Source organism: Nocardia sp. (genome assembly GCF_025465275.1).
In the GTDB taxonomy this organism is placed as follows: Bacteria; Actinomycetota; Actinomycetes; order Mycobacteriales; family Mycobacteriaceae; genus Nocardia.
The window spans coordinates 39,028-62,993 of the sequence record NZ_JAODNK010000002.1 but is presented as its reverse complement, the minus strand read 5'-3'; the positions used below and the strand labels follow the sequence as shown (position 1 = coordinate 62,993).

Here is a 23,966-nt window from a genome sequence, read left to right as displayed (position 1 = left end):
AAATGTCCGACGACGCACCGGTATTCGACGATGCCGGTCTGCAGGTCTGGAGCGACGAGGAGAAGTTCGAGGTCGACCGCGACCGCCTCATCGCCTACGCGCAGGCCACCAATGATCCGATCGAGGCGCATCTGAGCGGCGAACTCGCGCCGCCGGTCTTCGCCATCGTCCCGGTCTTCGACTCGCTGCTCACCCCCGCGCTCGAGGTGGTGCCGCTGGAGCTGATCGCGCGAGGTGTGCACGGCGAGCAGGACTTCCGCTTCCATCGGCCGATCCGGCCGGGGGATACGCTGATCTCGCGGGCCAAGATGACCGGCTACGAGGGTCTGCCGAACGGCACCCGTGCGGCGGTCTTCATCGAATGCCGCACGGAATCGGGCGAACTCGTCAATGAGCAGTACGTGACGATGTTCTTCCGCGGCTTCGATGCGGGCAAGATCGAGGGTGAGCTCACCCCGGGTCACAAATTCGATCCGAGCCTGCGAGAGTCCGCGCCACTGGCCACGCTCGTGCAGCATGTCGATGCGGATCAGACGTTCCGGTATTCGCCCGCCTCGGGCGATCCGATGCCGATCCACCTGGACGAGGAAGTCGCGAAGGACGCCGGTCTGCCCGGCATCATCGCGCACGGCCTGTGCACCATGGCCTTCACCTCCTGGGCGGTGCTGACCCAGGTCGGCGGGTCGGATGTGCACCGGCTCAAGCGATTTGCGGTGCGCTTCTCGAAGATGGTGATCCCCGGGGACGATCTGGAGACCCGGATCTGGCGCAAGGGCTCCGAGAACGGCGTGACGACCTACGCCTTCGAGACCGCCCGCGGTGACGACTTCGTCATCACCGACGGCCTGGCCGAAATCGCCGACTGAAACTCGCTGCGGCGAAAGTGAATGAGGAGTGAAGACCATGGGTGCACTGGCAGGACGCGTCGCCGTCATTACCGGCGCGGGCCGCGGCATCGGCCGTGAGCATGCGCTCCTTTTCGCGAAGGAGGGCGCGTCGGTCGTGGTGAACGACCTCGGCGGCAGCAACTCCGGTGAGGGCTCCGATATCGGGCCCGCACAGCAGGTTGTCGACGAGATCATCGCCGCGGGTGGCAAGGCCGTCGCCAATACCGACAATGTCGCGACGTGGGCTGGTGCGGAAGCGCTTGTCGCGCAGGCGATCAGCACGTTCGGCGGCCTCGATGTCGTCGTCAACAATGCGGGCATTCTGCGCGACAGCTTCATTGCCGCCATGACGGAGTCGCAGTGGGATTCGGTGCTCGCGGTGCATCTCAAGGGCCACGCCGCGGTACTGCACCATGCGGCCGCCTATTGGAAGGCGCAGTCCAAAGCCGGGAATCAGCCCAATGCGGCGGTCATCAATACCGCCTCCGCCTCGGGAACCACGGTGCCGCAGGCGGGTCAGACCAATTACGGTGCGGCCAAGGCGGGGATCGCCGCACTGACCCTGGTCGCCGCCGATGAGCTCGAGCGCTACGGCGTGCGGGTCAATGCCATCGCCCCGATTGCCCGCACCCGGCTCACCGAGGCGACCCCGGGCATGGGCGCGATCTTCTCCGCAGAGGTGGAGGAGGGCGAGTTCGACTACTTCAGCCCGGCCAATATCTCGCCGGTCGTGGCCTACCTCGCTACCGAGAAGTGCCCGCTGACCGGGCAGATGTTCGCGGTGCAGGGCGGCGCCATCTCCACCCTCGCGGGCTGGCACGACATCAAGACCATCGAGGCCGAAGGTCCGTGGCTGATCGACGATATCGCCGACCGCCTGCCCAACTGAATCAGCTTCTCGTACAAAGGAGTACATCATGATCGAGTGGTCCGAGACCGATCTGATGATTCGCGACAGCATCAAAGGTTTCATCGATCAGGAGATTCGTCCCACTATCGATGAGCTCGAGCACGGCGATCTTCCGCCCTACGAGATCATTCGAAAGATGTTCACCGCCTTCGGCATTGCCGATATGGCGCGCGACAGCTTCTTCAAGACGATTGCCCGGGAGAAGGCGAAGGCCGCCGCGCTCGCCGCGGGTGAGGAATTGCCGCCACGTAAGAAGAAGTCCGGTGGCGGTATGCCGATGTCGATGGCCTTCGTGGCCTTCGCCGAGATCTGCAAGGTCGCCATGGGCGTCTCCACCGCAGCCGGGGTCAGCGTCGGCATGGCCGCGACCACCATTATGAGTCGCGGCACCACCGCACAGAAGGAGCGGTGGGCGCTGGACCTGCTGACCTTCGACAAGGTCGGATCGTGGGCGATCACCGAACCCGATGCGGGCTCGGATGCCTTCGGCGGCATGCGAACCAGCGTCAAGCGTGACGGCGCGGACTACATCCTCAACGGTCAGAAGACCTTCATCACCAATGGGCCGTACGCCGACACCCTCGTGGTCTACGCCAAGCTCGACGACGGCACCGATGCCGATAAGCGCACCCGTCCGGTCCTGACCTTCGTACTGGACCAGGGCATGGAGGGACTGACCCAGTCCAAGCCGTTCCGCAAGATGGGCATGCACTCCTCGCCGACCGGGCAGCTGTTCTTCGACAATGTGCGTGTCGGTAAGGATCGCCTGCTCGGGGAGACCGAGGAGAACAAGGGCGGTGACGGTCGCGACAGCGCCCGTGCGAACTTCGTCTTCGAACGGGTCGGCGTGGGCGCCATGTCGCTGGGCATTATCGAGGAGTGTCAGCGGCTGAGCATCGACTATGCGAAGTCACGGGAGTTGTGGGGCAAGCGAATCGGCGACTTCCAGCTGATCCAGCTCAAGCTGGCGAAGATGGAGATCGCGCGAATCAATGTGCAGAACATGGTCTTCCGCGCACTGGAGATGGGCGCGGCGGGCACACCGCTCAGCCTCGCCGAGGCCTCGGCCATCAAGCTCTACAGCTCCGAGGCGGCCACCGACGTGGCGATGGACGCGGTGCAGCTGTTCGGCGGCAATGGCTATATGAGCGAGTACCGCGTGGAACAGCTTGCGCGGGACGCGAAATCGCTGATGATCTACGCCGGCAGCAATGAGGTCCAAGTCACCCACATCGCGAAGGGGCTACTCGGACGATGATCACCGAATCACGGGCGTGCTACAACGGCGTGCATACCCGTGTGCTTTCCACTGCGGGCAGTGGAGTGCCGATCGTGCTGCTGCACGGCTTCATGGACAGCGCCGAGACCTGGCGTGAGCTCATGGGGCAACCGGCGATGGCGGGGCGCGCCACCCTCGCTGTCGATATGCCCGGCTTCGGCGAGGCCGATGCTCGGGCGCCGGGGGAGATTCTGCCGCAGCTCGATGCCTTCGTCGATGCGCTGGTCACCGAGCTCGGTGACTGTGTGCTGGCGGGCAATTCGCTCGGGGCGTGCGCCTCGGTGCGAGCTGCCTCGCGCGGGTCCCGGGCCATTCGCGGTGTTGTCGCGATCGACGAGCCGATCCTCGCCTCGCACTGGCTGATTCGTGTGGCGCGTCGCGGTAGAGATCCACTTCGGCTGCTGCCGACTCGGCTGCGCACGCCGGGGGCACTACACAACCGGGCGGTGCGTGCCGGTTTCGCCTATCTGCTGTACCGCCATCCGAAGGCCGCCGATCCCGTCGTCGTTGCTCGTTTCGCCGATCAGGCCCCGGATCTGGCGCATGTGCGTGAGCTGCTGGTACAGGCGCAGCAGGTCGCGGTGGAGACCGCCGCGGGGTACGACACGACGCGGTTGGCGTGCCCGCTGCTGGTCGTGCACGGCAGAAGAGACCGGATCATCCCGGTGCACGCCAGTAGACGACTGCACGCGTCCGTGCCCGGCAGCACGCTCGTAGTCATGCCGGAATCCGGGCACTGCCCGCAGCTCGACGATCCGGCGGGACTGGCCGGGTACATGCTGCCGTTCCTCGATGCGACGCTCGGCGGCCGGAACCACCAAGCAGGATGAGTGGGAGATTCGAAGTGGAAGAAACGACCGGACCGAGCACGCCGCGCACTCTCTGCGAAGCATTCCAACAGAATGTGACGCGGTATGCGGACCGCGTCGCGCTGCGCACTCCGGGTGACCTGGTCCGGGTCACCTGGCGTGCGTACGGCGAGCAAGTCCGCAGTGTCGCAGCAGGATTGGCGGGACTCGGCGTGCGGCCGGGGGACACCGTCGCATTGATGCTGACCAATAGACCGGAGTTCCACGTCTGCGATACCGCCGTGCTGCACGCCGGGGCGACGCCGTTCTCCATGTACAACACCAACCCGCCGGAAATGCTGGCATATCTGTTCGGGAATGCCGAGAATCGCGTGGTCATCTGCGAAAAGCAGTTCGTGCCAGCTGTTCTCGCGGCCGCCGCGCTCGGAGGCAAGGTCGAGCACGTGATCTGCGTCGATGGAGAGCCGGAGGGCACCATCGGCCTCGCCGCCGTCGAGGCCGCGCCCGCAACGGATTTCGATTTCGACGCCACCTGGCGCGCGGTCGCAGCGGGCGATGTCCTGACCATCGTCTACACCTCCGGCACCACCGGTATGCCGAAGGGCGTCGAGCTCACCCACGCGAACTTCATGGCGAATGCGCAGTTGATCGATGAGCTCGGCAGCTGTGGCCCGGGCGACCGCGTGGTGTCGTATCTGCCCGATGCGCATGCCGCGAACCGGTGGATCGCGCACTACGCGAATCTGCTTCGCGGCGTGCAGATTACGACCGTCGCCGATCGCAAGCAGGTGCTCGAGGCGCTGAGCGACGCACGGCCGACCCTGTTCGTCGGCGTCCCGCAGATGTGGATGAAGGTCAAGGCCGCACTGGAGGGGTCGGTGGCCGCCGAGTCCAGCCCGATCAAACGCGCACTGGCGGGCTGGGGCCTGAGTACCGGCCGGGAGCGGGCGCGGCGGAGCACGGACCGCCTGCCGATTTCGCCGGCGCTACAGGCGCAGTACCTGGTCGCCGACAAACTGGTGCTGTCGAAGGTGCGGGAGAAGCTCGGGCTGGACCAGGTGCGCATCGGTGTGTCCGGCGCCGCGCCGATTCCACCCGAGGTGCATCGGTTCATGCTGGGTCTCGGAATCACGGTATGCGAGGCGTGGGGTATGTCCGAGCTGACCGCTGCGGCAACGGTGAACCGCCCCGATGACATTCGAGTCGGAACCGTCGGTCGCGCGGTGCCGGGCGCGGAGATCAAGGTCGCCGCGGACGGCGAATTGCTGGTGCGCGGCCCGATGCTCATGAAGGGCTACCGCAACGATCCCGAAAAGACCGCCGAGGCAATCGATTCCGAGGGCTGGATGCATACCGGCGATATCGGCACCATCGACGCCGACGGTTTTGTGAAGATCGTCGATCGCAAGAAGGAACTGATCATCAATTCGTCGGGCAAGAACATGTCCCCGACGCATATCGAGAACGCGGTAGCGGTCGCCTGCCCGCTGATCGGCTCGGTGATCGCCATCGGTGACCAGCGCCCGTACATCGTCGCCCTGGTGGCGCTCGATCCCGAGGCCATCGCCGCATTCGCCGGAAAGCACGGACTGCCAACCACATCGGTGGCCGAACTGCACTCACATCCGCAGGTGGTGGCCGAGGTCGCCGCAGGCATCACGGCAGCCAACAGCACTCTGGCGCGCGTCGAGCAGATCAAGAACTACACGATCCTGCCCGACATCTGGGAACCCGGCAGCGACACCGTGACTCCCACCATGAAGCTCAAGCGCAAGCCGATCGTTGCCAGGTACGCCACGGAGATCGACAAGCTGTACGGAGAAAAAGCATGACCGGAATATCCGTCATTCGCGGCAAAATCATCGTCATCACCGGCGGCGCACGAGGAATCGGCTTCGCGACCGCCACCGCGCTGCATCAGCTCGGTGCCAAGGTCGCGATCGGCGATGTCGACGAAGCCAAGCTGAAGGAGTCCGGCACCGCCCTCGGCCTGGACGTGTACGGCAAGCTGGATGTGACCGCGCCCGACTCGTTCGAGGCGTTTCTCGACCGCGTCGAGCAGGAGCTCGGTCCCATCGACGTGCTGATCAACAATGCCGGAATCATGCCCGCCGGCAAGCTGATCGAAGAGCCGGACCAGCTGACCCGGCGCATCCTCGACATCAATGTCTACGGTGTGATTCTCGGCAGCAAGCTGGCCGCGCAGCGCATGGTCCGGCGCGGCACCGGCCACATCATCAATATCGCTTCGCTCGCTGCCGAAAGCCCGACCCCCGGCCTGGCGACGTACTGCGCCAGCAAGTACGCCGTCCTGGGTTTCACCGACTCCGCTCGAATGGAGCACCGCGGCACGGGTGTTCAGTTCTCCGTGGTGCTGCCCACCTTCACCAATACCGAACTCACCGCGGGCACCACCGGGCCGAAGGTGCTCAGGAACGCCGAACCCGAGGACATCGCCGCGGCGATCGTCGCCCTCATCGCGGCCCCGAAGCCGCGGGTAGCGGTCACCAGAGTGGCGGGCCTGCTGGTGACTTCGATGAGGTTCATTCCGAAACCCTTGGCCGAGTACACAAGCCGACTGCTCGGAATGGACCACGTGTTTCTCGAGGGCGTGGACACGGACAAGCGAAAGGCGTACGAGGACCGCGCTCGCGGCAATAACTCGGAAATCTGACTCCGGCGCGGGTCCCGGCCCTCCCGGCTGAACCGGCGGTTTGTCCTCCGGTTACCGTCGATGGTGTTCGTTCGAATTACTGTCTTTCGGAGGTAGTGACATGGCTCGGATTTCCGCGTTACCGACATCCCTGCTGGCTGCCGGTGGTCTCACCGGCGGCTTCGCGCTCGCGCAGGCCACCAAGCAGCGGCAGTTGGGCGGGGCGGTGTTCGCGGCGGGTACGGCGGCGGCATTCCCGCGGTGGCGCAAGACGGTCGGAACGGGCGGCGCTGCGGCACTGACCGGCCTGTCGATCGGTGCGATGGGCGCCTCGCATCCGCTGGCGAAGAAGATCGGCGCGTGGCCGGCGGTAGCGGTCGTCTCGAGCGTCGTCGCACTCACGGCCTGGGCGGCCGTCGACCGCCGCGCCTGAGCGGCGGCGCGGTACCAGGGCTCGACGATGAGCTTGCTGACTGAACAATTGGTCAGAATTCTGCGCTAGGTGGATTGTCGTCGAACCCTGAGCCCCGTGGAAAGTGAGCGAATGTCTCGTCGTACCGGCATTCTGGAGGCCGCCGTCCGGGTTGTCGCACAGCGTGGCATTCGCGGGCTGCGGGTCGAGGAGCTTGCGGCGGAGGCCGGCGTATAGACCGCGCTGATCTACTACCACTTCCGTGGTCGAGCGGGTGTGGTGTCGAGCACGCTGGAGTTCATCAGTACGCGGGCCGAGCAGTACACCGAGGTGGACGCCGATCCCGAAGTCGATCCGCGCGGGCACCTCAAGCAGACCCTGCTGCGGGAATTGCAGGATACCCCGGTGGTTGTCGAGAACAGCACGGCCTGGGGCGAATTGCGCGCCTCCGCGATCTTCCAGCCCGAACTCCGCGACGCGCAGATCGCGGCGGGCGGCTCCGTCGACGTACTGGTCAACAATGCGGGCGGCAATCCCGCGCAGCAGCCGGACGGGCTGGCTGCCCTCGCTGACGCTTATGCCGACACCTTCCGCTTGAACGTCATCACGGCAGTCCTGTTGACCGAGGCCCTCATTCCCCATTTCACCGCCCCGGGCGGTCGAATCGTTTCGGTCAGCTCCATCGCCGCACTGCGCGGTGCGGGCCCCTACGGCGCAGCCAAGGCCGCGTTGCACGGCTGGACGATGGGTCTCGCGCAACAGCTTGCCCCACAAGGCATTACCGTCAACCTCGTCGCGCCCGGCTTCGTCCCCGCCACCGAATTCTGGGCCGAGCGCCTCACCGCGGAACTGGAAGCCGACCGAGTCTCACAGATTCCCCTCGGCCGTCCCGGCACCCCCGACGAAATCGCCGCAGGCATAGCCCATCTCGCTTCCCCCGAGGCAGGCTGGACCACCGGCCAAATCCTGCAGATCAATGGCGGAACCCTGTTCGGCCGCGGCTGAATTCCGCCGCTAGCTCGGATGCTGCACGGACACCGTGAGCACGGGCTTGTCCTCGTCGGACTCATCGGGCCCGGCGATCTGGTCCCGTACGCCCAGTAGGGGTGTGAAGTCCCGGAATACGGCAGCCATGTCGACGGCCTCCGGATCCAGTAGCCACTGTGTCTGCAGGCCGTCCATGACCGCAACCAGCAGTGGCGCAGCCTGTTCCGGTGTCAATCCGCCGGGTAGGCGGTCGCCGAATTCATTGCGCAGGACGTCCGCGAGTGCCGCGCGGGCGTCCACGTAGCGGTCTTTGAAGAACTCCCGTGCCGGATGGTCGTCGGTGACGCTCTCGCCTGCGAGGGCGGAGAAGGTCTGTACGAGGCCGCGGCGCATGGCGTTGTAATCCACCAGCTGCTCGACATCGGCTACGCGCCAAGAGCTTTCGGACTTCGCGGGGAAGGCGGCGATATCCCAGCGGTCGCGGGCTTCGAGCACGCCGATCAGCAGCAATTCCTTGCTGGGGAAGTAGTGCAGCAGTCCGGGCTGGGTCAGCCCGACCCGTTCGGCTACCGCGGCCAGCGATGCGCCGCGATAGCCACGTTCCGCGATGACCTCCATCGCGGCCTGCAGGATGGATTCCCGCCGGTCTTCCGCCTGGGCGGCTCGCCCGCCACGCTGTCGCTGCCTCACGGCACGAGCCTATCGGGCAGCGCTGGTGCGGGCTGTGCCCGGCGAGGCGATACGTCGCGATGGCAACAGCCCGCACCGTGGTCAGGAGGTGATATTGCTGATCTGATTGCTCCAGCTCGCAGTCTGGTCGAAGAGCTCGCCGGTACCTGAAACGAACACGCTGTGCGCCCGGGCGTCACCGGTCAGCTGATCCAGCAGCCAGGCCGTCGGGTAGCCCAGATAGCTGTACACCCCGTGCGCACAGGGGAAGCTCGCTGCCGCGCAGTCGGGCTGACCTTGCACGTCATTGTGGTCAGCGCCGTTCACCGTGGCCCAGGCCTTGGTCACCGTCGGCGGAGTCGCCTCGTAGTAGGCCTGATCGGACTGCAGTCCGCTCGTCTGCCACGGCTGCTGCTGTGTGGAGGGTGAGATGACACCGTCCTGCGCACCGTTCACGAAGAACACCGAGCCCGCGCCGATCCGGCGGGTGTCGGCGCAGATGCCGGGCAGGCAGGACAGCTGCACGGGTAGCTCGATCGGGACTGCGGTCTTGATCGCACCACCCGAGTTGATCAGGGCATTGAGTGCGCCGACAGCGCCCTGCGAGTGGCCGACCGCGCCGATCTCATCGGGGTTCAACTTCTGGAAGAACATGCTGGAGGGGGTCGAGTTCTGCTGCACCAGATAGTTCGCGGCGGCCGTGATGTCGGCGCCGGTCCCGGTGGCCTCGTTCTCGGGGGCGATCACGACGAAACCCCACGAGGCCAGATGCTGCAGCAGATACGTGTACTGGTGCGGCAGTGCCAGGGTGCCATCGCCCCAGGCGATGATCGGATGCCGGAAACCGTTGGCGCCCAGGTCGGTTGGATACCACACGTCGTAGGCCGCGCCGGTCGTGTCACAGCACGCGAAGGCGTGCTGCGCGGTCACCTGCCACGGCCCGGGCGCGCTGTAGACGGATTCGGTCGTGCCGGCCGCCTGTTCGCTCGGGGCGGCGGTCGCGGTGGCTGCCGCGGCGGTCGCGAGGCAGGTCGCGGCAGCCAGCGCTGCCAGCGTGCGGGTCAGTGTGCGGGCCATGGGGATTCCTTTCACGCCCACAGAGCATGCAGACTGCGCCGCCACTTACTGAGTACTAAGTAGGAGTTGTTATACGCCCGTTATGCTTGATGCATTAATACTCCAGTATTAATGTCGGGAACATGACTCAGGGCGGTGCAAGAAAGGCAATGATCGATGCTGCCGAGCGGCTCATCGCCGAACGCGGACTGGCCGCGGTAACCCTGCAGGATGTGCAGAACGCCGCTGGTCAGTCCAACCGATCGGCGGCGAAGTATCACTTCGGATCACGCGACGGCCTGCTCGACGAGTTGCAGGCCCAGAGCGCCCTGCTTTTCCGCCACATCCAGCGTCCCGAGTTCCAGGTGCGGCTGCGCTGGCAGCCGAATACCGTTGCGATCTGGGACAATCGGACCTGCCAGCACTACGCCGCGAGTGACTACTTCCCGGCGCGGCGCGTCATGGACCGCATGTCGATCGTGGGCGATCGGCCGGTCGGAATCTCTGCCTGATACTGCGAGTTCGCCACTGCCGCTTAGCGCTGGTTCACGCCACCTCGCCGGGGCTGTCGGCGGTCTGTGTACGGCCCGCGAGGTGACTCACGGGCCGTATCTTCTTCGTCGGTGACCTAACTGGACGTCTCCAATTCGCGGGAGTCGTTCTGCGGTAGCGTATTCGAGAGTGCCTGAGGTGATTCGGGGGAGTAGAACTGGGCGTACCAGCGCCGCAGCGCCTTGATGCCCTTCTCGTGCGGCAGCAGAACAGGTCGGGGCCGATGGATCTTGTGATCCCAGATTTCGAGTTCCTCCCGCACCTCGTCCAGGGCCACCATGCGGAAGGCCAGTTTGAGCAGGGGAGTGGCGTATGGTACCCGGGCCGGACGCTGGATGTAGTACAGCATCCGCAGCTCGCTGGTGGTGTCGTCGATCGGCGTGGTGAGCGCGATCGCGGTCATGGTGATCAGCAGCCCGCTGGTCCGCACCACCATGACACCGGGGCCGTACATGAAGACATCGAAGCTGTTGTCGAGCCAGTACCCCAGCACGGATTTGCGGAACCGGCTGTGGATCTCGGCGAACGGCCCGTCGGGGTGCAGCTCCTGCACGGGCGGTTCGCTCTGACCGTGAATGTGGTGGAAGTGGGATTCGTCGACGATGTTCTCCCGCATCTCCTGCACGTGGATTCGGGCCTGCAGCACATCGTCGATCGGGCGGGCGTAGTCGCGGGCGGTGGCCTCCGGGACGACGGGTACCTCCCAGGTCGGTTCCTCCGGCCCGGTATAGACGAAGATCAGCCCGCTGTGTTCCCGGACCGGGAACCCGCCCAGCGCCACGCGGGGTGCGCGGGCCGCGAACGGCGCGGAGGCGCAGGAGCCGTCGGTGTCGAATTGCCAGCCGTGGAACGGGCATTCGAGCTTGCCGTCCACCACCCGCCCCCCGGCTCCCAGATGAGCGCCGTAGTGCGGGCAGTGCGCATCACGCACGGCGACTTCGCCGTCGCTGCCGCGGAAGGCGACAAGCGCACGGCCGAAGTAATGCAGGCTGACAACTTTGCCGCGGCGCAGATGTGCGCTGCGCAGGACCGCGTACCAGCCGTCGGGCACGCTGGGCATCGGATATTGGTCGGCGCGCGGATCGCGCGGCAACTCGGATAGGCCGGGACGATCACGTCGTAAGATCACACCGGCCACCATAACTAGAACGTGTTACTGAACGATGAACCGTATGTGTTCGGAGTGAGCGAATAGCGTTGTCCTGTAACGAAACTCACTAATGGAGTGTGGCGGCTCCGATTTCGCAACGTTCGGCCGGGTGGGGCGCCGCTTCAGAATTTGTTCAAGGGGCGAATCGGCGGGGATACGGCCGAATTCACCTGTAGCGCGATGATCACGCCGATGCTCAGGTAGGTGCTGATGGGGCACAGCGCCACGCTCACGGCGTACAGCAATTGCACGATGCCGATGCGACGCCGAATCGCCGTGACGTCTTCAGGTGTGGTGGTGTCCGCGAAGAGTTCTGCTCGCCGGGCGTATCGCAGCCCCGCGAGCTGCACCAGGCCGAGGTAGAGCAGGTCCACCCAGTAGACCAGCAGCGCCAGTCGGGACTGCGGAAACGCGGCCAGCAGTGCGGTCGCGAAGGGCACCAGGCAGATTCCGAACAGGAACATGATGTGGATCCACGCCAGCGAACGGTCGGCGCGGGTCAGCAGGTTCAGCTGGGTCTGCTGTCCGATCCAGAACATGCCCAGGGTGAGGAACCCCAGCAGGCAGATGGCGAACTTCGGGCCGGTGTCGGTGAGCGCATGCCACACCTGTTCCTCGTCCGATACCGCACCGGTCGACCACAGCAGCCGCTCGTGCCAGGTCTGCGCGGCCGGTACGCGCAGATCCAGGACCAGCAAAGTCATTGCGACAGCGAATATTCCGTCGCTCAGCGCGGCGAGCCGTCCCAGATCCTGGGCGGCAATGCGGTGATAGCGGGTCGCCAAACCCCTACCCCTTCCTGTCGAAGCCACGCGGGGGCGGTGGCCGGGTCGGCTCCGAGTATGACGACGATCGCCGACAGTGGCAGTGCGGCGCGCATCGGCCCCGGGTCACAGGACTCGGGGCTGATATCTGCGGTGTGATGAATGAGCCTCGCGTGCAAATCAGTTTGTGATCCGCCCGCCGGCCACGTCGATGGTGATGCCGGAGAGGTAAGAAGAGGCATCGGAGGCCAGGAAGAGTGCGGCCTCGCCGACATCGGTGGTCAGGCCGAGCCGGCGCAGCGGATGGGCGGCCGCGACCTGCTGCTGTACGGCGTCGGGCATGCGGGCGGCCACCTTTTCGGTGCGGATCGAGGACGGAGCCAGGGCATTGACACGAATACCGTTGGGCCCGAGCTCATTAGCGAGATGCCGGGTCAGCATGATCAGTCCGGCATTGGCGACGCCATAGGCCAGATTCGCCTGGCTGGGCTGGCGGCCCGCAGCCGAGGCCATGGTGATGATGCTGCCGGAACCCTGGGCGATCATGCCGGGGAGAAAGGCCTGGATGGTCAGGAACGCCGAGGTCAGATCCGAGTCCAGCACCTGACGCCAGCGCTGTTCGGTCAGATTCGGGGTCGGCACCGGCTCGCCCATACCGCCGGCGAAGGCGGCGAGGATATCGACGTGGCCGAGCCGGCTCGTCACGAGATCCCGGACCTGTTCCAGTGCAGTCGTATCGGTGACATCGGCGACGGCCGCGAGCGCCGTGCCGCCTGCCTCGCCGATCTGCGCTACCACCTCGTCGAGCGCCTTCTCATCCCGGCCGACAACGCAGACCTGCACACCCTGGGCGGCCAGCATGCGGGCGGTCTGTGCGCCGATGCCGCGGGAGCCGCCGGTGATGACCGCGGTCTTGCCGGAGAGGTCGGTGTAGCTGCTGAGGGACATGAGATCGAGCCTTTCGATGAGTAGTAAAGGGAAGGAGGTGAATTCAGCGCCGGGACAGCACTACGGAGGTGGCGATCAGCCAGAGCAGGCCGCCGAACCGGACCACCGGCAGCAGGTAACCGAATCCCGAGGCAACCAGGGCCAGCGTGGACAGCGCGGCGGCCGCGGCAATGGCGAAGCCGATCCACACCAGTACGCGCGGCAGCTGCCGATTCAGCAGTGCCGGAATCGAAATCCCGATGATCAGCAGTCCGAACCCGGCGGAGTAGGCGGGCCCACCGGTCAGATAACCCAGGTCGGCGATCGCGCGGGCCAATTCCGGTGCGCTGCTGCCGGCGAGGTGTCCGCCGGCCCAGGCGAACAGCGCGCTGAGGGTGAGCGCGGCGGCAGCGAGCCCGGCGCCGACGGTGGCGATGGCCGGGGCGCGCAGCGTGCGCTGCAGCAGTGCGCCCGCTATGGCCAGCGGGGTGGCCGACACCAGCATCAGCACTGCTCCGGCATTGATCAGTCCGGTGTGCGAGGTCGTGTAGGCGAGCACATCGGCGCCGCTGGCATCGGGGTGCGGGACGCCGGCATTGGTGGCCACGTAGGCGATGGTGAACGCCGCGAAGGCGAGGACGGGGGCGAGAACTGCAGGGTTGATACGAGCGGTGGTGGTGCGAGCGGCGGTAGTGGTGCTCATGGCGGCGATCCTCAAGCTCGGGTGAACCGTACTTACTCAATAATGATTACAAACTGTAACGATTGTCAATGGGGAATCGTATCTTCGCTGCTACCATTGCGTCGTGGATACGAAAGAAGGATCGGGCGGACACCGCACACCCAGGGCAGTCGGATTCCTGCTTGCCCAGGTCGGAGCCCATGCCGCCAGTAGATTCGCCGAGGGCACGGCAGCGCTGGACCTGACACCGGCGCAGGCGGGCCTACTGCGCGCGCTCGTCTTCCGGCCCGGCCGCAGTCAGCGCGAACTCGCCGATGATCTGGGTATGCCGCCCAGCCGCTTCGTGCAGTTCGCCGACAAGCTCGAAGAGCGCGGCCTGATCGAACGCAAGCGCAATCCGGACGACCGCCGCCTGCATGCCCTGTATCTGACCCCGAAAGGTCAAGCGACACTGGGGGAACTGGGCGCGGTCGCCATTAAAAATGAGGCACAGCTGTGCCGTTCCCTCACCGACGAAGAGCATCAGCAACTCGCCGAACTACTCGGCCGCATCGCCGCCGATCAGGGCCTCACACCGGGCATACACCCCGGATACAAGTCGGTCTGAGCGGTCCGGATCACGGAATGCGGAGCTCGGTGAGCAGCGGTCCGCCCGTGACGCGGGCGCGGATCAGGGCGGTGAAGAGTTCGGGCTGCTCGCCGTTCCAGGCATGTCCGACCCCAGGCACCAGCCGCGCCAGACCTGAGGTGAATGCGGCAGCGCAGAATCACGGCGGGAGCTCCCCGATCGCCTGCCTCGTGCACGTAGAGCGGCATATCGGCCATCATTACACGCGACAATGCGAGCGGTGGTCGAAGTCGTTGAGTGACAACCAAATCGACCCCCGCCCTCATGCTCAGGTGGTACCGACCAATTCGCGCTTGTCGGCTGTTGTGCGGCGGGTGCGGCGCCAGGCGTAGGTCAGGAAGATGATCAGGCCCAGGAGCGGGAGGGAACTCACGGCCCAGCTGATGGACAGCGGGGGACCGGGTTGCTGCAGGACCGTGAGGTCACGGAGTTCGCCGACACCTTGGCCCTGCGGGCCGTCGATGGTGAAGCGAAAGGTCCAATTGCCCTGTTGATCAAGCGATCTGACGTCCAGACCCCAGACCTCGTGTTTACGAGGGTGGCGGGAGAGGGGCTGGGATTTGCTGATTTGGCCGTTGGGCCGGATCGTGGTCAGGGTGCCTGACTTATCGGCGATGCCGCCTTCCGGATCGAAGGTGAAATCCAGTGATTGCAATGCCCGCAGCGGCCACTGGCTGAATCCGATGGTGAGGCTGTACGGACCCGCTTGGACGTGCTCGCTGTGCACGATATCGACCGGCTGATAGGCGGCGGCGGTCCCGGTAGCGGTCGCCAGCAGTCCCAGGACGGCGAAAAGTGTTGCGGCGGTGGACAACAGTCGGGCGATCATGCGCGGGCTCCGATGGTCGGGGCGGCGAGGCGCAGCATGTCGCCGAAACCCTGGCCGAGGAAACCGGCGATGGCGCCGAAGATCGCGCCGAAGACGGTGGTGCCGATAATGGTCGCGGTCACGGGCAGGGAACCGCCGTAGATGAGGATGTTCTGCCAGGGCGCGCACAGTGCGACAATGGCGCCGCTGAGCGCGCCGGCCAGCACCGGAAGCAGCCGGATGGTGCGCCCGGTACGACGCAACAGCAGATCGACGACAATGCCCACCGGGATCAGGCACAGCGGAATCAATGCCGGGGTCGCCGGAATTCCCCGAATATGCTCGCGCATAGGCAGTCCCACGAAATCCGCGTAGGCCCGTGCGGCCCACGGCGCGAACCACCAGAACAAGCCCTGCATGGCGGCCGCCGCGAGGGCGGTGATCGTCGCGCCGCCCTTGCGGAACGAGGCGCCGGTGACCAGCAGAATCAGCGCCATGAATGCGGTCACCACGACGGTCCATCGAATCGTGCCGCCGCTGAGCCGCTGCACGGCCAGCGCGGTGATCGTGCTGGAGACCAGCAGATTCCCGAGGCACACGAGCGCACCGAGTTGCCCCCACCGCTGTTCGCGCGCTGCGGCGAAGACGATGACCGTGCCCACCGAGGTGACGGTGCTGGACAGGAAGAGTCCGATGTGCGGCGGTGAATCGATGATCGCGTCGAAGCCGTACAGGCTGTGCCACCACAGATCCCACAGTCCGTACAACAGGAAGGACGCCGCGCCCAGGCTTGTCACCAGATAGCCGAGCGGTGCGGTGAAGGTCCGGCCGAAGACGCCGATGCCCGGTCCGCCGAGGGTCGCGTCGACGCTCCTGCCCGCGCGCCCCGCCGCCGTGGTAGTAAGAATGACTGCGAGACTGGTGAATCCGGCCATGGCCGCGCTGGCGTAGATGAACAGGTGCGGCAGGGTGAAGAAGGTGTCCGGGCCGACGTCGCTGTGCCACTGGATATCCCAGGTGGCGCCGACCGCCCAGGTCATGGTGGCGGCGAACAGGATCGACGCGGGTAGCCAGGGGCGGAGGGAGGTGGCGGGGGAGGCCACCGAGGTGGTTATCCCGCGCCCGGATGCGGTGAGGTCCATGTGCTGCTCCTGATCGGGTCAGTTGGCTCGGACGGTTCAAGTGGTTCGGACGGCTCAGTTGTTCGACGGCTCAGTTGGTTCGGACCGAAAAGGTGGCCCGCCCGGTGCCCTGCGGGCCGGACAGGTCCACCGTGATCTCCCACTGCCCCGGCATCGGCAGATTCACGGTGGCGCGGTAGTGGCCGGGTGTGACGGTGGCGGCGGTGGCCGGTGGCACCGCATGGCCCATCTGCGGCATGGCGGGCTGTACCGAAACCCGGTCCGGTGCAGCGGGTTTGCCTTGCTGATCGGTGATCTCCAGCTCGGCCGAATTATCGCCGGTATGCGCCGAGCCGTCGCTGACGGTCAGCTGGACGCGGTACGGCCCGGCGGTCATCCGCTGCGCCGGTGCGGAATCGCTCGGCCACAGCCACCAGGTCGCCAGCGCCACGATCACTGCGGCGGCGACCAACAGCAATCCCCTGCGAGTGGTCATTGTGGCTCCTTCGCCCGGACATCGACCGTAGTGGGCACGGTCAGCACGGAATATCCACGTTCGGCCTGCGCCCAGACCAGATATCGGCCAGGCAGTGGGAAAGTGAAGGTGAACGAGACATCCGGGCCGTACGCGGCGACAGTCTCGTCCGGCAATTGCGCGCCGGGGGCGAGCATCGGTGCCATGGCGTGCGCATGCGCCCAGATCGGAGCGGCTGCGGCGGCCGAGCCGGTGGGTATCCCATCGGGCAGTGGGCCGACGGCAATGAGATGACCGACCATGCCGAGCCAGGGTTGCAGATCCAAGGATCCGCCGAAATGTGTAGTGAGCGTGCCGGGTTCGCCCGCAACCAGCGCGGTGGGCACGAACTCGGCCCCGGCGGGAGTGGGAGCGGAGACCGGGGTGGAGTCGCCGGAAACATGCAGCGCGGACCGCAGTAGCTGCACTCCGCCACCGCGGCGTGCGATCTCCGCCGCAACCCCGTAATCGCCGGACTGGTTGAGAGTGAGGCGAATCCGATACTCACCCGGTCCGGTACGAATCGGGTGCCGATGCCAGAAACTGCCGTTCGGGCCGACGATCATCAGGTGCAGTAGGGCGTCATCATTGACCAGCAGATCGTCCACGGGCCGCCCGGTGGCCGCATCGGTGAGCGACAGGATCAGCTCGGTGGGATGACTCGTCTCCGCCACCCCACGCGTGGTCAAGGTCAGATTCACCGGCGGCCGTGAGTAATTCGTCGTCATCGGCAACTGCCGCTCCGGATATGGATCGCCGATCGAATCCGAGGTGGGATCGAGCAGACTGCCCGCCGGTCGCGGCAGCGGCGCACTCGCGGACAGCGTCGCCCCGGTAATGCCGACCGCCAGCGCCGCAATCATCGCGCCCGCGGGCAATAGCGTCGGCCACCCGCGCTTGGACACCATCGCCGTGCCGATCGAAACGAGCAGCAGCACACCGGCCCCGAAGAATCCGCCGTAAGCCGCTCGCTCCCACGGTGTTACGACCGTAGCCGCCACCAGAAACGGTATATGCGCCACCTGATCGCCATCCCCGACCACCAGCTCCCACGGCCCCGCATGGTCCACGTGCAGCGTCGCCGAATAGACACCGGCCCGATCGCCCAGAACAACGTTGCCGGATGACCCGTCCCCGCCTCGATCCGAAGGCGTGACACCCAGCGCGAGAGTGCCTGCCGCAGAACCGGTATGCGTAATGATGTCCACCCGCAGCGGCCCCGGCACCGGTTCCGCTCGCCGGATGACAACCGTCAACTCTCGGTCGCCCAGCGACTGAGCCACCATGAGATCGCTTCCAGCCACCCCGCCATCGGCGTGCGCCACCGCCCCGCCGACGAGCCCGATCATGCACAGCCAACCGCCGAGCACCACTACCGCAATCCGGAGCCAGCGCATCTCAGGCGTAGCTGCTCACTGCGGACACCCGCATCGCACATCGATGGCCCGGGAGTCCGAATCTGGTCAAGGCACGAGTTGTCGGCGGCTGCTGCACCATTCCGAAGTTACCGAAAGACCGGCACACGCAACTCAGGGAAGACCCCCATAAGAGCGAAAGCAAGTCTTTGTCTTTGGGGTCTTGTTCTCGAGAACCGGACCACAGCCGGTCGACCGTGCTGGTACCGCAGGTAATCTCTCCCAACTGCGGAAGGATCGGATACCTCTCCCGACGTGCCCAGCACGGCCATCTCGAGCTCTGCTCGCACCCGGGGGCGCAAAACCGCTCGGGATGCAAGAAACCCCGGTGCACCGACCGTTTCGGCATAGAACCCGTCGGGCGTCGGGGATCGCACAGCGGGTGTCTCGGCGGCACAACGGTTATCGGGTCTGTACGGTGCGGATACGGGCTGTGCGGTCCGGGAGAAGTGCTGTGTGGTGCCCGCTTCGGGGTGGTTTCGAGGCCGCGAGAAGCCGGTGCACCTGGGTTCCTTGCGTCGAAAGAAGGTGTCGGGGTTCCGGGTGCGAGCAAGGCTCGAGATGGCCGTGCTGGTGGCGTCGGGTGGGGTACCCGATTTACCTTCCGCGGTCAGGAGCTGACCTGCGGTACCAGCCGGAAGACCGGCTGTGGTCCGGTTTCAGAGATACAACACGAAAAGACAAAGATTCAAAGACCAAGACCTGAAACACCAAGTCGGGCAACGGCCTGTGGCACCGCCAGGATCAACCTGACGGTGTCTACAGGGGTGGGACTCGCTATTCGCGGGTCGGGGTCGGGGTCGAGGTGTGGTCGGTTTGCGGGCATCGAGGCACGCCTGCCGTTGTGGTCGCTGGGCCTGGGGCTGGGCTCGGATCTGGTTGATCGGTGTCGACGGCCACGAAAACCTCGGTGGGCAACGCCTTGTAGCACCGTCAGGACCAGCCTGACGGTGTCTACAGGGGGTGGACCCGCTATTGGCGGGTGGGGGTCGAGGAGCGGGTGGTTTTGCGGGCATCGAGCCACGCTTGCCGCTGCTCACGCTGCGATCGGTCGCGCGCCCGGATCGTGGTGATGGTGTCGGCCATCAGCTCATCGGTGTGGTGCAGGTGATTGACCTGCGGGGTCCCGGTCGGATCGATATGCGTCGGGGCGATCCACCCGATCCGGCCCGGGTAAGGCGAATCGTCCCCCATCACAACGGTTTTCCAGCCGCCGGGCCCGTCGTGGATCATGGCGTGGCAGCCGTCGCAGGCGAGGGTGAGGTTGTCGATATCGGTGCGCCCGTCGTTCGCCCATTCGGTGACATGGTGTACCGCCGACACCGACGCCGGGGCACTGCACCCGGGTCGGGTGCACCCCTTCTCCGAGGCGATCAACGCCAGTCGCTGTGCAGGGCTGGCCAACCGGTGCCGACCCCGACCCAGATACAACGGCATCCCCGCCCTATTGAGCACCGCGAGCAGCGGGCGGGTTCCGGCCGCGAGCGCGAGGGCTTCCGGGATGGACAAGGTGCCACCGGTAGCGGTCGTGGCGATCCCGGTGCCGCGTTCGACGTCTTCCAAGCGCATGGTGATGATCGCCTCGACCGGCAACCCCCGGTGCGAGCCGAGCTTTTTGCGGTCGATCTCGAAACGCAGCACTGCCAGCAGCGCATCATGATTGCGTTGCGCCACACTACGGGTGTCACGCTCGGCCGCCGCTTGCAGCTTCTTCAGGTTGAGGGTCCGGTCGGCGACCTTCGGGCTGTCCGGGTCCTCGGGGTTGCACATGCCGGGGCGGGCGAACTTGGCGAACAACGGCTCGAGCACTTCCCGCAGTGGCGCGGTGAGTTCTCCGTTCAGTGCCGACATGCCGTCGGCGCGTTTGCGTCCGAGGGTGAGCCCGCGCATGCGTTCGCGGTCGGTGTCCTGGGTGAGGGTGCCGTCCGGGTCGATGTGCGCCAGGATGGTCTCTCCGAGATCGAGCAGCTTGTCCGGGCTCCCGGTCCGCGCGTAGGTGGTCAGCACTTCCTCGGCCAGTTCCCTCTGACCCGGATCGATCGCGCACGGGATCCGCTTGATGATCTGCGCGATCCTGCGTACATGATCGACCGAAATGTCCCCGTCGCGTTGAGCTTCGGCGACATACGCCAGTTCCGGGTCCAGTTCCCCACCGAGGGCGGGTTGCGGGCTCAACTGCTTCGCCGCGTTCACCCGGGAGGCCGCGTCCGCGTGGCTCAACCGCAGGGTCTGTTCCAGGAACTTCACTGGCGACGCCGATCCGGCGCGCGCCGCCAAAGATCGGGTGCTGGTTTCGGTGACGAAGCGGTGCTTGACCGCTTCGAGCTTCCGCATGCTGGTCTCGACGTCCCGCATCACTGCGATGAATTCGTCGTCGAGCAGTGGCGTGAGGGAGGCGTCCAGGAGTGATTCGACCGCGGTATCGAGTGCGTGTGCACTCGATACGATTGTGGTTTCTCCCCCCGGATTCATGTTTCTATTCTACCGCCACAGAACTGACCCGGAAAGGCGAAAGACGTTGTGATATAAGGATATTCAGACTGGCGGACCGTCCAGACTCTTTCGCGTTCTTGTTCTTTGAACCCCTGGACCCCTTCACGCAGGCATACCGTGGATCCATGATCGATATCGAACCTGCGGGCTGGGTGCCGGACTCGTGCACCTTGCCGACGGCAGAGCAGCCGTTCCGCGTAGCCGAGTTCGCGACCTTCTTTGCCGAGTCAGTCCAAGCAGCCACACGTACGGCACCAACCAGACTGGATCTCGCACTAGCTGCCGGCGCCGATTCCACCGCCCGGGACTTGGCCGCACGAGAGAGCGGCTGCTGCTCGTTCTTCACCTTCGCCTTCACCGAGGACGGCTCCGAAACGGTGATGCGCATCGACGTGCCTACTGCGTACGTCGAGGTGCTGGACGCTTTCGAACAACTTGTGGCGCAGGCGAACCCGATCTCGTCGACGTGACGTCGGCGAGGGCGATGTCGATCAACCCCGGAAACCGGGATTCGAGGTCGTCGCGGCGGAGCGTCAGGTAGAACTTCCGGCCTTCGCGGCGCTGATGGATGAGGCCGCTTTCGCGGAGGGCGCGCCAGTGGTGGGTCATGCTGGATTTCGGCTCGTCGGGCAGGATTTCGCCGCAGAAGCGCTCCTCGCCGGAGGTCAGGGCTCGGATGATTTCGAGGCGGACCGGGTGGCCGAGGGCGGCGAACACATTGACGAGTTGGATCTCGTCGGTCGCGGGGTGGGGTAGGTCGTCCACGGATCCTCACTGTACGGGTATTTCGTACTGACACTTGACGGGACTCGCTCACTGTACGAACATCTCGTACAGTAATAGTACGAGATGTTCGTACTACTCGGCGATATAGCGAGGGACGTATGAACACCACCACGACCGAAGCCCTGTCCGACGCGGCGCTGGCCGACTCACTGGAAGGCGAGTTCGTCAGCCGATACGCAGACGTCAACGGAACGCGGTTGCACTATGTCGAGGGCGGGATCGGGCGGCCGCTACTCCTGCTGGGCGGCTGGCCGCAGACCTGGTGGCAGTGGCACAAGGTGATGCCTGCCCTGGCCGAGCGGTACCGGGTGATCGCGGTGGACCTGCGCGGGATGGGCGGGTCCGGCAAGCCTTCCGACGGGTACGACAAGAAGACGATGGCCGGCGATATCCTTGAACTCGTCGAGCAATTGGGCCTGGAATCGGTCAGCATTGCCGGGCACGATATCGGCGCGATGGTCGCCTACTCCTATGCGGCGAACTATCCCGAAGCCACCGACAAGATCAGCCTGCTCGATGTGCCGCATCCCGACGGCGGTTGGTCGGATTTCGGATTGCTGCCCGAGCCCGACCAGCATGCCGACTCGGTTATCGAGTCCGGCGCCCGTTCATATCTGTGGTGGTTCGCCTTCAACCAGGTCGCGGAGCTGCCGGAGCTATTGCTGGAGGGCAGGATTCGGCTACTGGTGGACTGGTTGTTCGGTCGGCAGGCCGCTGATCCGGGTAGCATCGACGAGTTCTCGCGCTGCGTGTACGCCGAGGCGTACTCGACGCCGGATGCCATCCGAGCAGGTAATGCCTGGTACCGCACCTTCAATCAGGACATCCTCGATGAACGCGCCTACGGCAAGGTCGCCGCGCCGATTCTGGCGCTGGGCGGGGATCGAAGCAACTACGAGTACCTGCGAAACCTGATGCCCGCCAAGGGGAGTGATGTCCGCGTGGTCGAAGTGGCCGAGTGTGGTCACTACATCCCGGAAGAGCAGCCGCAGGCGGTTGTCGACGCCCTCGTCGGCTTCCTCGGCTGAATTCGCACAGCCGACAATCGCGATACCCGGGAAGCATGTCGGCGACGGTGCCCGGTCGTAGAGTGGCGGGGGAGGATTACCGACTCGAGGGGTGCGTGTGGTGGCGACACTGGTGAAGGGGCAGAACGCGGCGCTGACTGCCCATGATGTCGTGGTATCCGTACAGGTCGCGGCGCCTGCGGAGTTGTCCGCACTGCTGGTGACCGAGCAGGGCAAGGTGCGTTCGGACGCGGATTTCGTGTTCTACAACCAGCCTTCGGGTCCGGGGGTGCGGTTGCAACCCGGGCAACCGCCTTCCGTGGCGGTGTCGTTCGTGCAGGTCCCCGCCGAGATCGCGCAGATTCGAGCGGTGATCACCCTCGAGAATGCGGGTAGCAATTTCGGGCAGATCGCTCCGCCGACCGCGATCGTCTCGGATGCGGCCGGGAATCGGTTGTACGAGTATCAGATCGCTGATTTGAGCGCTGAGTCGATTGTGGTCGCCGTCGAGTTGTACCGCCGTCAGGGCAGCTGGAAGGTGCGTGCGGTCGGGCAGGGGTATGCGGGCGGATTCGCGGCGCTGGTCACCGATCATGGTGTGTCAGTGGACGATGCGCCGCGCACGAGCATGCCCGCCGCGTCGCCGTATCCCACGCAGCCTCCGCCCGCACCGCTGCCGCCCGCTGCTCCGCCCCAGTCGCCCGTTGCCCCGACACAGTCCCCCGTTGCTCCGCCCCCGCCGCCTTTTGTCCCCTCGCGGCCGCCGATCGCCCCGCCGGCAGCCTCCTATCCCGCTGCTCCGCCCGCCCCTCAATCTTGGGCAACCCCGCCTCCACCCCCGGCCCCGCACTCCTCGGGCGAGGTCAGCCTGTCCAAGGACCGTCCGGTCAGCCTGGCGAAGGGGCAGCGTGTCACCCTCCGCAAGGACGGCGGCGTCGCATTGACCGCTGTGCGAATGGGTTTGGGCTGGGATCCGGTCAAGAAGGGCTTCTTCGGCAGCCGTGCCGTCGATATCGATCTCGACGCCTGGGTCGCCATGTTCGCGGGCCGCAATCTTGTTGATGTCGCCTACTACGGGCAGCTGACTTCCAAGGACGGCTCGATCCGGCACCAGGGCGACAATCTGGTCGGCGGCGGCCAGGGTGACGACGAGGTGATCCAGGTCGACCTCACCCGGGTATCGCCGCGCGTCGACACGCTGCTGTTCGTCGTGACGTCCTACCAGGGGCACACCTTCGAACAGGTGCGGAATGCCTTCTGCCGCTTGGTGGATGGCACCACCGGCACCGAGCTGGCGCGCTTCACGCTCTCCGGCGGTATGGCTTTCACCGCCTTGGCCATGGCCAAGCTGTACCGGGCCGACGGCGATTGGAAGATGCAGGCGCTCGGCGACGGCTTCCAGGCCAAACATCCGGGCGAGGCGGTGCCGCAGCTGGGCCGGTGGGTAGTCGACTGAG

General features: G+C 65.7%; 26 protein-coding genes and 1 pseudogene. 15 read left to right on the top strand and 12 right to left on the bottom strand.

From position 1 onward, the window contains the following. The first annotated feature begins 2 nt into the window (after positions 1-2). From JWN03_RS00735 to JWN03_RS00695, 9 genes are all read left to right on the top strand, one after another. A complete protein-coding gene (locus tag JWN03_RS00735; protein ID WP_297608071.1) occupies positions 3-866 on the top strand; it encodes a MaoC/PaaZ C-terminal domain-containing protein in 864 nt (287 codons plus the stop codon). 37 nt (positions 867-903) lie between these two features. Beyond that, positions 904-1,776 carry an SDR family oxidoreductase gene (locus JWN03_RS00730; RefSeq protein WP_297608068.1) on the top strand — a complete coding sequence of 291 codons (873 nt, stop codon included), beginning with the start codon at positions 904-906 and terminating at the stop codon, positions 1,774-1,776. A 28-nt stretch (positions 1,777-1,804) separates the two neighbouring features. After that, on the top strand, positions 1,805-3,055 hold the full coding sequence (locus tag JWN03_RS00725; protein WP_297608065.1) for an acyl-CoA dehydrogenase family protein: 1,251 nt from the start codon (positions 1,805-1,807) through the stop codon (positions 3,053-3,055). After that, entirely contained in the window at positions 3,052-3,906 is an 855-nt protein-coding gene (locus JWN03_RS00720; protein ID WP_297608063.1) for an alpha/beta fold hydrolase, read from the top strand. The genes JWN03_RS00725 and JWN03_RS00720 overlap by 4 nt, the downstream gene beginning before the upstream one ends. Then, positions 3,903-5,717 (top strand): AMP-dependent synthetase/ligase, encoded by a 1,815-nt coding sequence (locus JWN03_RS00715; RefSeq protein ID WP_297608060.1) that lies wholly within the window; start codon positions 3,903-3,905, stop codon positions 5,715-5,717. Before JWN03_RS00720 ends, JWN03_RS00715 begins: the two co-directional genes overlap by 4 nt. Continuing rightward, positions 5,714-6,559 carry an SDR family oxidoreductase gene (locus JWN03_RS00710; protein WP_297608057.1) on the top strand — a complete coding sequence of 282 codons (846 nt, stop codon included), beginning with the start codon at positions 5,714-5,716 and terminating at the stop codon, positions 6,557-6,559. The genes JWN03_RS00715 and JWN03_RS00710 overlap by 4 nt, the downstream gene beginning before the upstream one ends. 100 nt (positions 6,560-6,659) lie before the next feature. Further along, entirely contained in the window at positions 6,660-6,971 is a 312-nt protein-coding gene (locus tag JWN03_RS00705) for a hypothetical protein (RefSeq protein WP_297608054.1), read from the top strand. Between the two features lie 111 nt (positions 6,972-7,082). Continuing rightward, complete coding sequence (locus JWN03_RS00700; protein ID WP_297608051.1) at positions 7,083-7,187, top strand: TetR family transcriptional regulator; 105 nt, start codon at positions 7,083-7,085, stop codon at positions 7,185-7,187. Positions 7,188-7,229: 42 nt separating this feature from the next. Then, positions 7,230-7,955 carry an SDR family NAD(P)-dependent oxidoreductase gene (locus JWN03_RS00695; RefSeq protein ID WP_297608048.1) on the top strand — a complete coding sequence of 242 codons (726 nt, stop codon included), beginning with the start codon at positions 7,230-7,232 and terminating at the stop codon, positions 7,953-7,955. Between the two features lie 9 nt (positions 7,956-7,964). Here the strand turns inward: JWN03_RS00695 and JWN03_RS00690 are convergent, their stop codons facing one another. Both JWN03_RS00690 and JWN03_RS00685 read right to left on the bottom strand, forming a co-directional pair. Beyond that, positions 7,965-8,627 (bottom strand): TetR/AcrR family transcriptional regulator, encoded by a 663-nt coding sequence (locus tag JWN03_RS00690; protein ID WP_297608045.1) that lies wholly within the window; start codon positions 8,625-8,627, stop codon positions 7,965-7,967. Between the two features lie 81 nt (positions 8,628-8,708). Then, a complete protein-coding gene (locus JWN03_RS00685) occupies positions 8,709-9,683 on the bottom strand; it encodes a poly(ethylene terephthalate) hydrolase family protein (RefSeq protein ID WP_297608042.1) in 975 nt (324 codons plus the stop codon). Positions 9,684-9,805: 122 nt separating this feature from the next. Between JWN03_RS00685 and JWN03_RS45750 the strand changes: the two are divergent. Then, a pseudogene (locus tag JWN03_RS45750) lies at positions 9,806-9,964 on the top strand (helix-turn-helix domain-containing protein); the annotation flags it as partial. After that, on the top strand, positions 9,962-10,174 hold the full coding sequence (locus JWN03_RS45745; RefSeq protein WP_441342920.1) for a TauD/TfdA family dioxygenase: 213 nt from the start codon (positions 9,962-9,964) through the stop codon (positions 10,172-10,174). The pseudogene JWN03_RS45750 and the gene JWN03_RS45745, both read left to right, overlap by 3 nt. A gap of 116 nt (positions 10,175-10,290) precedes the next feature. Here JWN03_RS45745 and JWN03_RS00675 read toward each other — a convergent pair whose 3' ends face one another. The 4 genes from JWN03_RS00675 to JWN03_RS00660 form a co-directional block, all read right to left on the bottom strand. After that, entirely contained in the window at positions 10,291-11,343 is a 1,053-nt protein-coding gene (locus JWN03_RS00675) for a Rieske 2Fe-2S domain-containing protein (RefSeq protein WP_297608037.1), read from the bottom strand. A gap of 143 nt (positions 11,344-11,486) precedes the next feature. Further along, entirely contained in the window at positions 11,487-12,149 is a 663-nt protein-coding gene (locus tag JWN03_RS00670; RefSeq protein ID WP_297608034.1) for a TMEM175 family protein, read from the bottom strand. Positions 12,150-12,308: 159 nt separating this feature from the next. After that, positions 12,309-13,076, bottom strand: coding sequence for an SDR family NAD(P)-dependent oxidoreductase (locus JWN03_RS00665; protein ID WP_297608030.1), 768 nt, complete (start codon positions 13,074-13,076; stop codon positions 12,309-12,311). Positions 13,077-13,119: 43 nt separating this feature from the next. Next, complete coding sequence (locus JWN03_RS00660; protein ID WP_297608027.1) at positions 13,120-13,758, bottom strand: DUF4386 domain-containing protein; 639 nt, start codon at positions 13,756-13,758, stop codon at positions 13,120-13,122. Positions 13,759-13,861: 103 nt separating this feature from the next. Between JWN03_RS00660 and JWN03_RS00655 the strand changes: the two genes are divergently transcribed. Next, complete coding sequence (locus JWN03_RS00655) at positions 13,862-14,344, top strand: MarR family winged helix-turn-helix transcriptional regulator (RefSeq protein ID WP_297608024.1); 483 nt, start codon at positions 13,862-13,864, stop codon at positions 14,342-14,344. A 289-nt stretch (positions 14,345-14,633) separates the two neighbouring features. On the opposite strand, the gene JWN03_RS00650 is transcribed toward JWN03_RS00655, so the two are convergent. From JWN03_RS00650 to JWN03_RS00630, 5 genes are all read right to left on the bottom strand, one after another. Continuing rightward, positions 14,634-15,194, bottom strand: a complete 561-nt coding sequence (locus JWN03_RS00650; protein WP_297608021.1) for a hypothetical protein — start codon at positions 15,192-15,194, stop codon at positions 14,634-14,636. Next, complete coding sequence (locus tag JWN03_RS00645; protein ID WP_297608018.1) at positions 15,191-16,315, bottom strand: hypothetical protein; 1,125 nt, start codon at positions 16,313-16,315, stop codon at positions 15,191-15,193. The genes JWN03_RS00650 and JWN03_RS00645 overlap by 4 nt, the downstream gene beginning before the upstream one ends. 70 nt (positions 16,316-16,385) lie before the next feature. Further along, positions 16,386-16,790, bottom strand: a complete 405-nt coding sequence (locus tag JWN03_RS00640; RefSeq protein ID WP_297608015.1) for a FixH family protein — start codon at positions 16,788-16,790, stop codon at positions 16,386-16,388. Continuing rightward, the gene (locus tag JWN03_RS00635) at positions 16,787-18,205 is read right to left on the bottom strand and encodes a hypothetical protein (RefSeq protein ID WP_297608013.1); all 1,419 of its coding nucleotides are present in this window, start codon (positions 18,203-18,205) and stop codon (positions 16,787-16,789) included. Before JWN03_RS00635 ends, JWN03_RS00640 begins: the two co-directional genes overlap by 4 nt. Before the next feature lie 990 nt (positions 18,206-19,195). Beyond that, on the bottom strand, positions 19,196-20,695 hold the full coding sequence (locus JWN03_RS00630) for an HNH endonuclease signature motif containing protein (protein WP_297608010.1): 1,500 nt from the start codon (positions 20,693-20,695) through the stop codon (positions 19,196-19,198). Between the two features lie 146 nt (positions 20,696-20,841). Between JWN03_RS00630 and JWN03_RS00625 the strand changes: the two genes are divergently transcribed. Next, entirely contained in the window at positions 20,842-21,186 is a 345-nt protein-coding gene (locus JWN03_RS00625; RefSeq protein ID WP_297608007.1) for a hypothetical protein, read from the top strand. Here JWN03_RS00625 and JWN03_RS00620 read toward each other — a convergent pair. Continuing rightward, a complete protein-coding gene (locus JWN03_RS00620) occupies positions 21,113-21,481 on the bottom strand; it encodes an ArsR/SmtB family transcription factor (RefSeq protein WP_297608004.1) in 369 nt (122 codons plus the stop codon). The genes JWN03_RS00625 and JWN03_RS00620 overlap by 74 nt on opposite strands. Positions 21,482-21,600: 119 nt before the next feature. Here JWN03_RS00620 and JWN03_RS00615 point away from each other — a divergent pair, with 119 nt between their 5' ends. Together JWN03_RS00615 and JWN03_RS00610 are read left to right on the top strand one after the other, a co-directional pair. Continuing rightward, complete coding sequence (locus JWN03_RS00615; protein WP_297608001.1) at positions 21,601-22,530, top strand: alpha/beta fold hydrolase; 930 nt, start codon at positions 21,601-21,603, stop codon at positions 22,528-22,530. Positions 22,531-22,627: 97 nt separating this feature from the next. Further along, a complete protein-coding gene (locus JWN03_RS00610) occupies positions 22,628-23,965 on the top strand; it encodes a TerD family protein (protein ID WP_297607998.1) in 1,338 nt (445 codons plus the stop codon). Position 23,966 lies beyond the last annotated feature (1 nt).

What these genes read in the sequence shown, in the direction of transcription:
- JWN03_RS00735 (WP_297608071.1), top strand. Translation starts at nt 3, where the DNA reads ATGTCCGACGACGCACCGGTATTCGACGATGCCGGTCTGCAGGTCTGG.
- JWN03_RS00730 (WP_297608068.1), top strand. Translation starts at nt 904, where the DNA reads ATGGGTGCACTGGCAGGACGCGTCGCCGTCATTACCGGCGCGGGCCGC.
- JWN03_RS00725 (WP_297608065.1), top strand. Translation starts at nt 1,805, where the DNA reads ATGATCGAGTGGTCCGAGACCGATCTGATGATTCGCGACAGCATCAAA.
- JWN03_RS00720 (WP_297608063.1), top strand. Translation starts at nt 3,052, where the DNA reads ATGATCACCGAATCACGGGCGTGCTACAACGGCGTGCATACCCGTGTG.
- JWN03_RS00715 (WP_297608060.1), top strand. Translation starts at nt 3,903, where the DNA reads ATGAGTGGGAGATTCGAAGTGGAAGAAACGACCGGACCGAGCACGCCG.
- JWN03_RS00710 (WP_297608057.1), top strand. Translation starts at nt 5,714, where the DNA reads ATGACCGGAATATCCGTCATTCGCGGCAAAATCATCGTCATCACCGGC.
- JWN03_RS00705 (WP_297608054.1), top strand. Translation starts at nt 6,660, where the DNA reads ATGGCTCGGATTTCCGCGTTACCGACATCCCTGCTGGCTGCCGGTGGT.
- JWN03_RS00700 (WP_297608051.1), top strand. Translation starts at nt 7,083, where the DNA reads ATGTCTCGTCGTACCGGCATTCTGGAGGCCGCCGTCCGGGTTGTCGCA.
- JWN03_RS00685 (WP_297608042.1), bottom strand. Translation starts at nt 9,683, where the DNA reads ATGGCCCGCACACTGACCCGCACGCTGGCAGCGCTGGCTGCCGCGACC.
- JWN03_RS00665 (WP_297608030.1), bottom strand. Translation starts at nt 13,076, where the DNA reads ATGTCCCTCAGCAGCTACACCGACCTCTCCGGCAAGACCGCGGTCATC.
- JWN03_RS00660 (WP_297608027.1), bottom strand. Translation starts at nt 13,758, where the DNA reads ATGAGCACCACTACCGCCGCTCGCACCACCACCGCTCGTATCAACCCT.
- JWN03_RS00650 (WP_297608021.1), bottom strand. Translation starts at nt 15,194, where the DNA reads ATGATCGCCCGACTGTTGTCCACCGCCGCAACACTTTTCGCCGTCCTG.
- JWN03_RS00645 (WP_297608018.1), bottom strand. Translation starts at nt 16,315, where the DNA reads ATGGACCTCACCGCATCCGGGCGCGGGATAACCACCTCGGTGGCCTCC.
- JWN03_RS00640 (WP_297608015.1), bottom strand. Translation starts at nt 16,790, where the DNA reads ATGACCACTCGCAGGGGATTGCTGTTGGTCGCCGCCGCAGTGATCGTG.
- JWN03_RS00635 (WP_297608013.1), bottom strand. Translation starts at nt 18,205, where the DNA reads ATGCGCTGGCTCCGGATTGCGGTAGTGGTGCTCGGCGGTTGGCTGTGC.
- JWN03_RS00630 (WP_297608010.1), bottom strand. Translation starts at nt 20,695, where the DNA reads ATGAATCCGGGGGGAGAAACCACAATCGTATCGAGTGCACACGCACTC.
- JWN03_RS00625 (WP_297608007.1), top strand. Translation starts at nt 20,842, where the DNA reads ATGATCGATATCGAACCTGCGGGCTGGGTGCCGGACTCGTGCACCTTG.
- JWN03_RS00615 (WP_297608001.1), top strand. Translation starts at nt 21,601, where the DNA reads ATGAACACCACCACGACCGAAGCCCTGTCCGACGCGGCGCTGGCCGAC.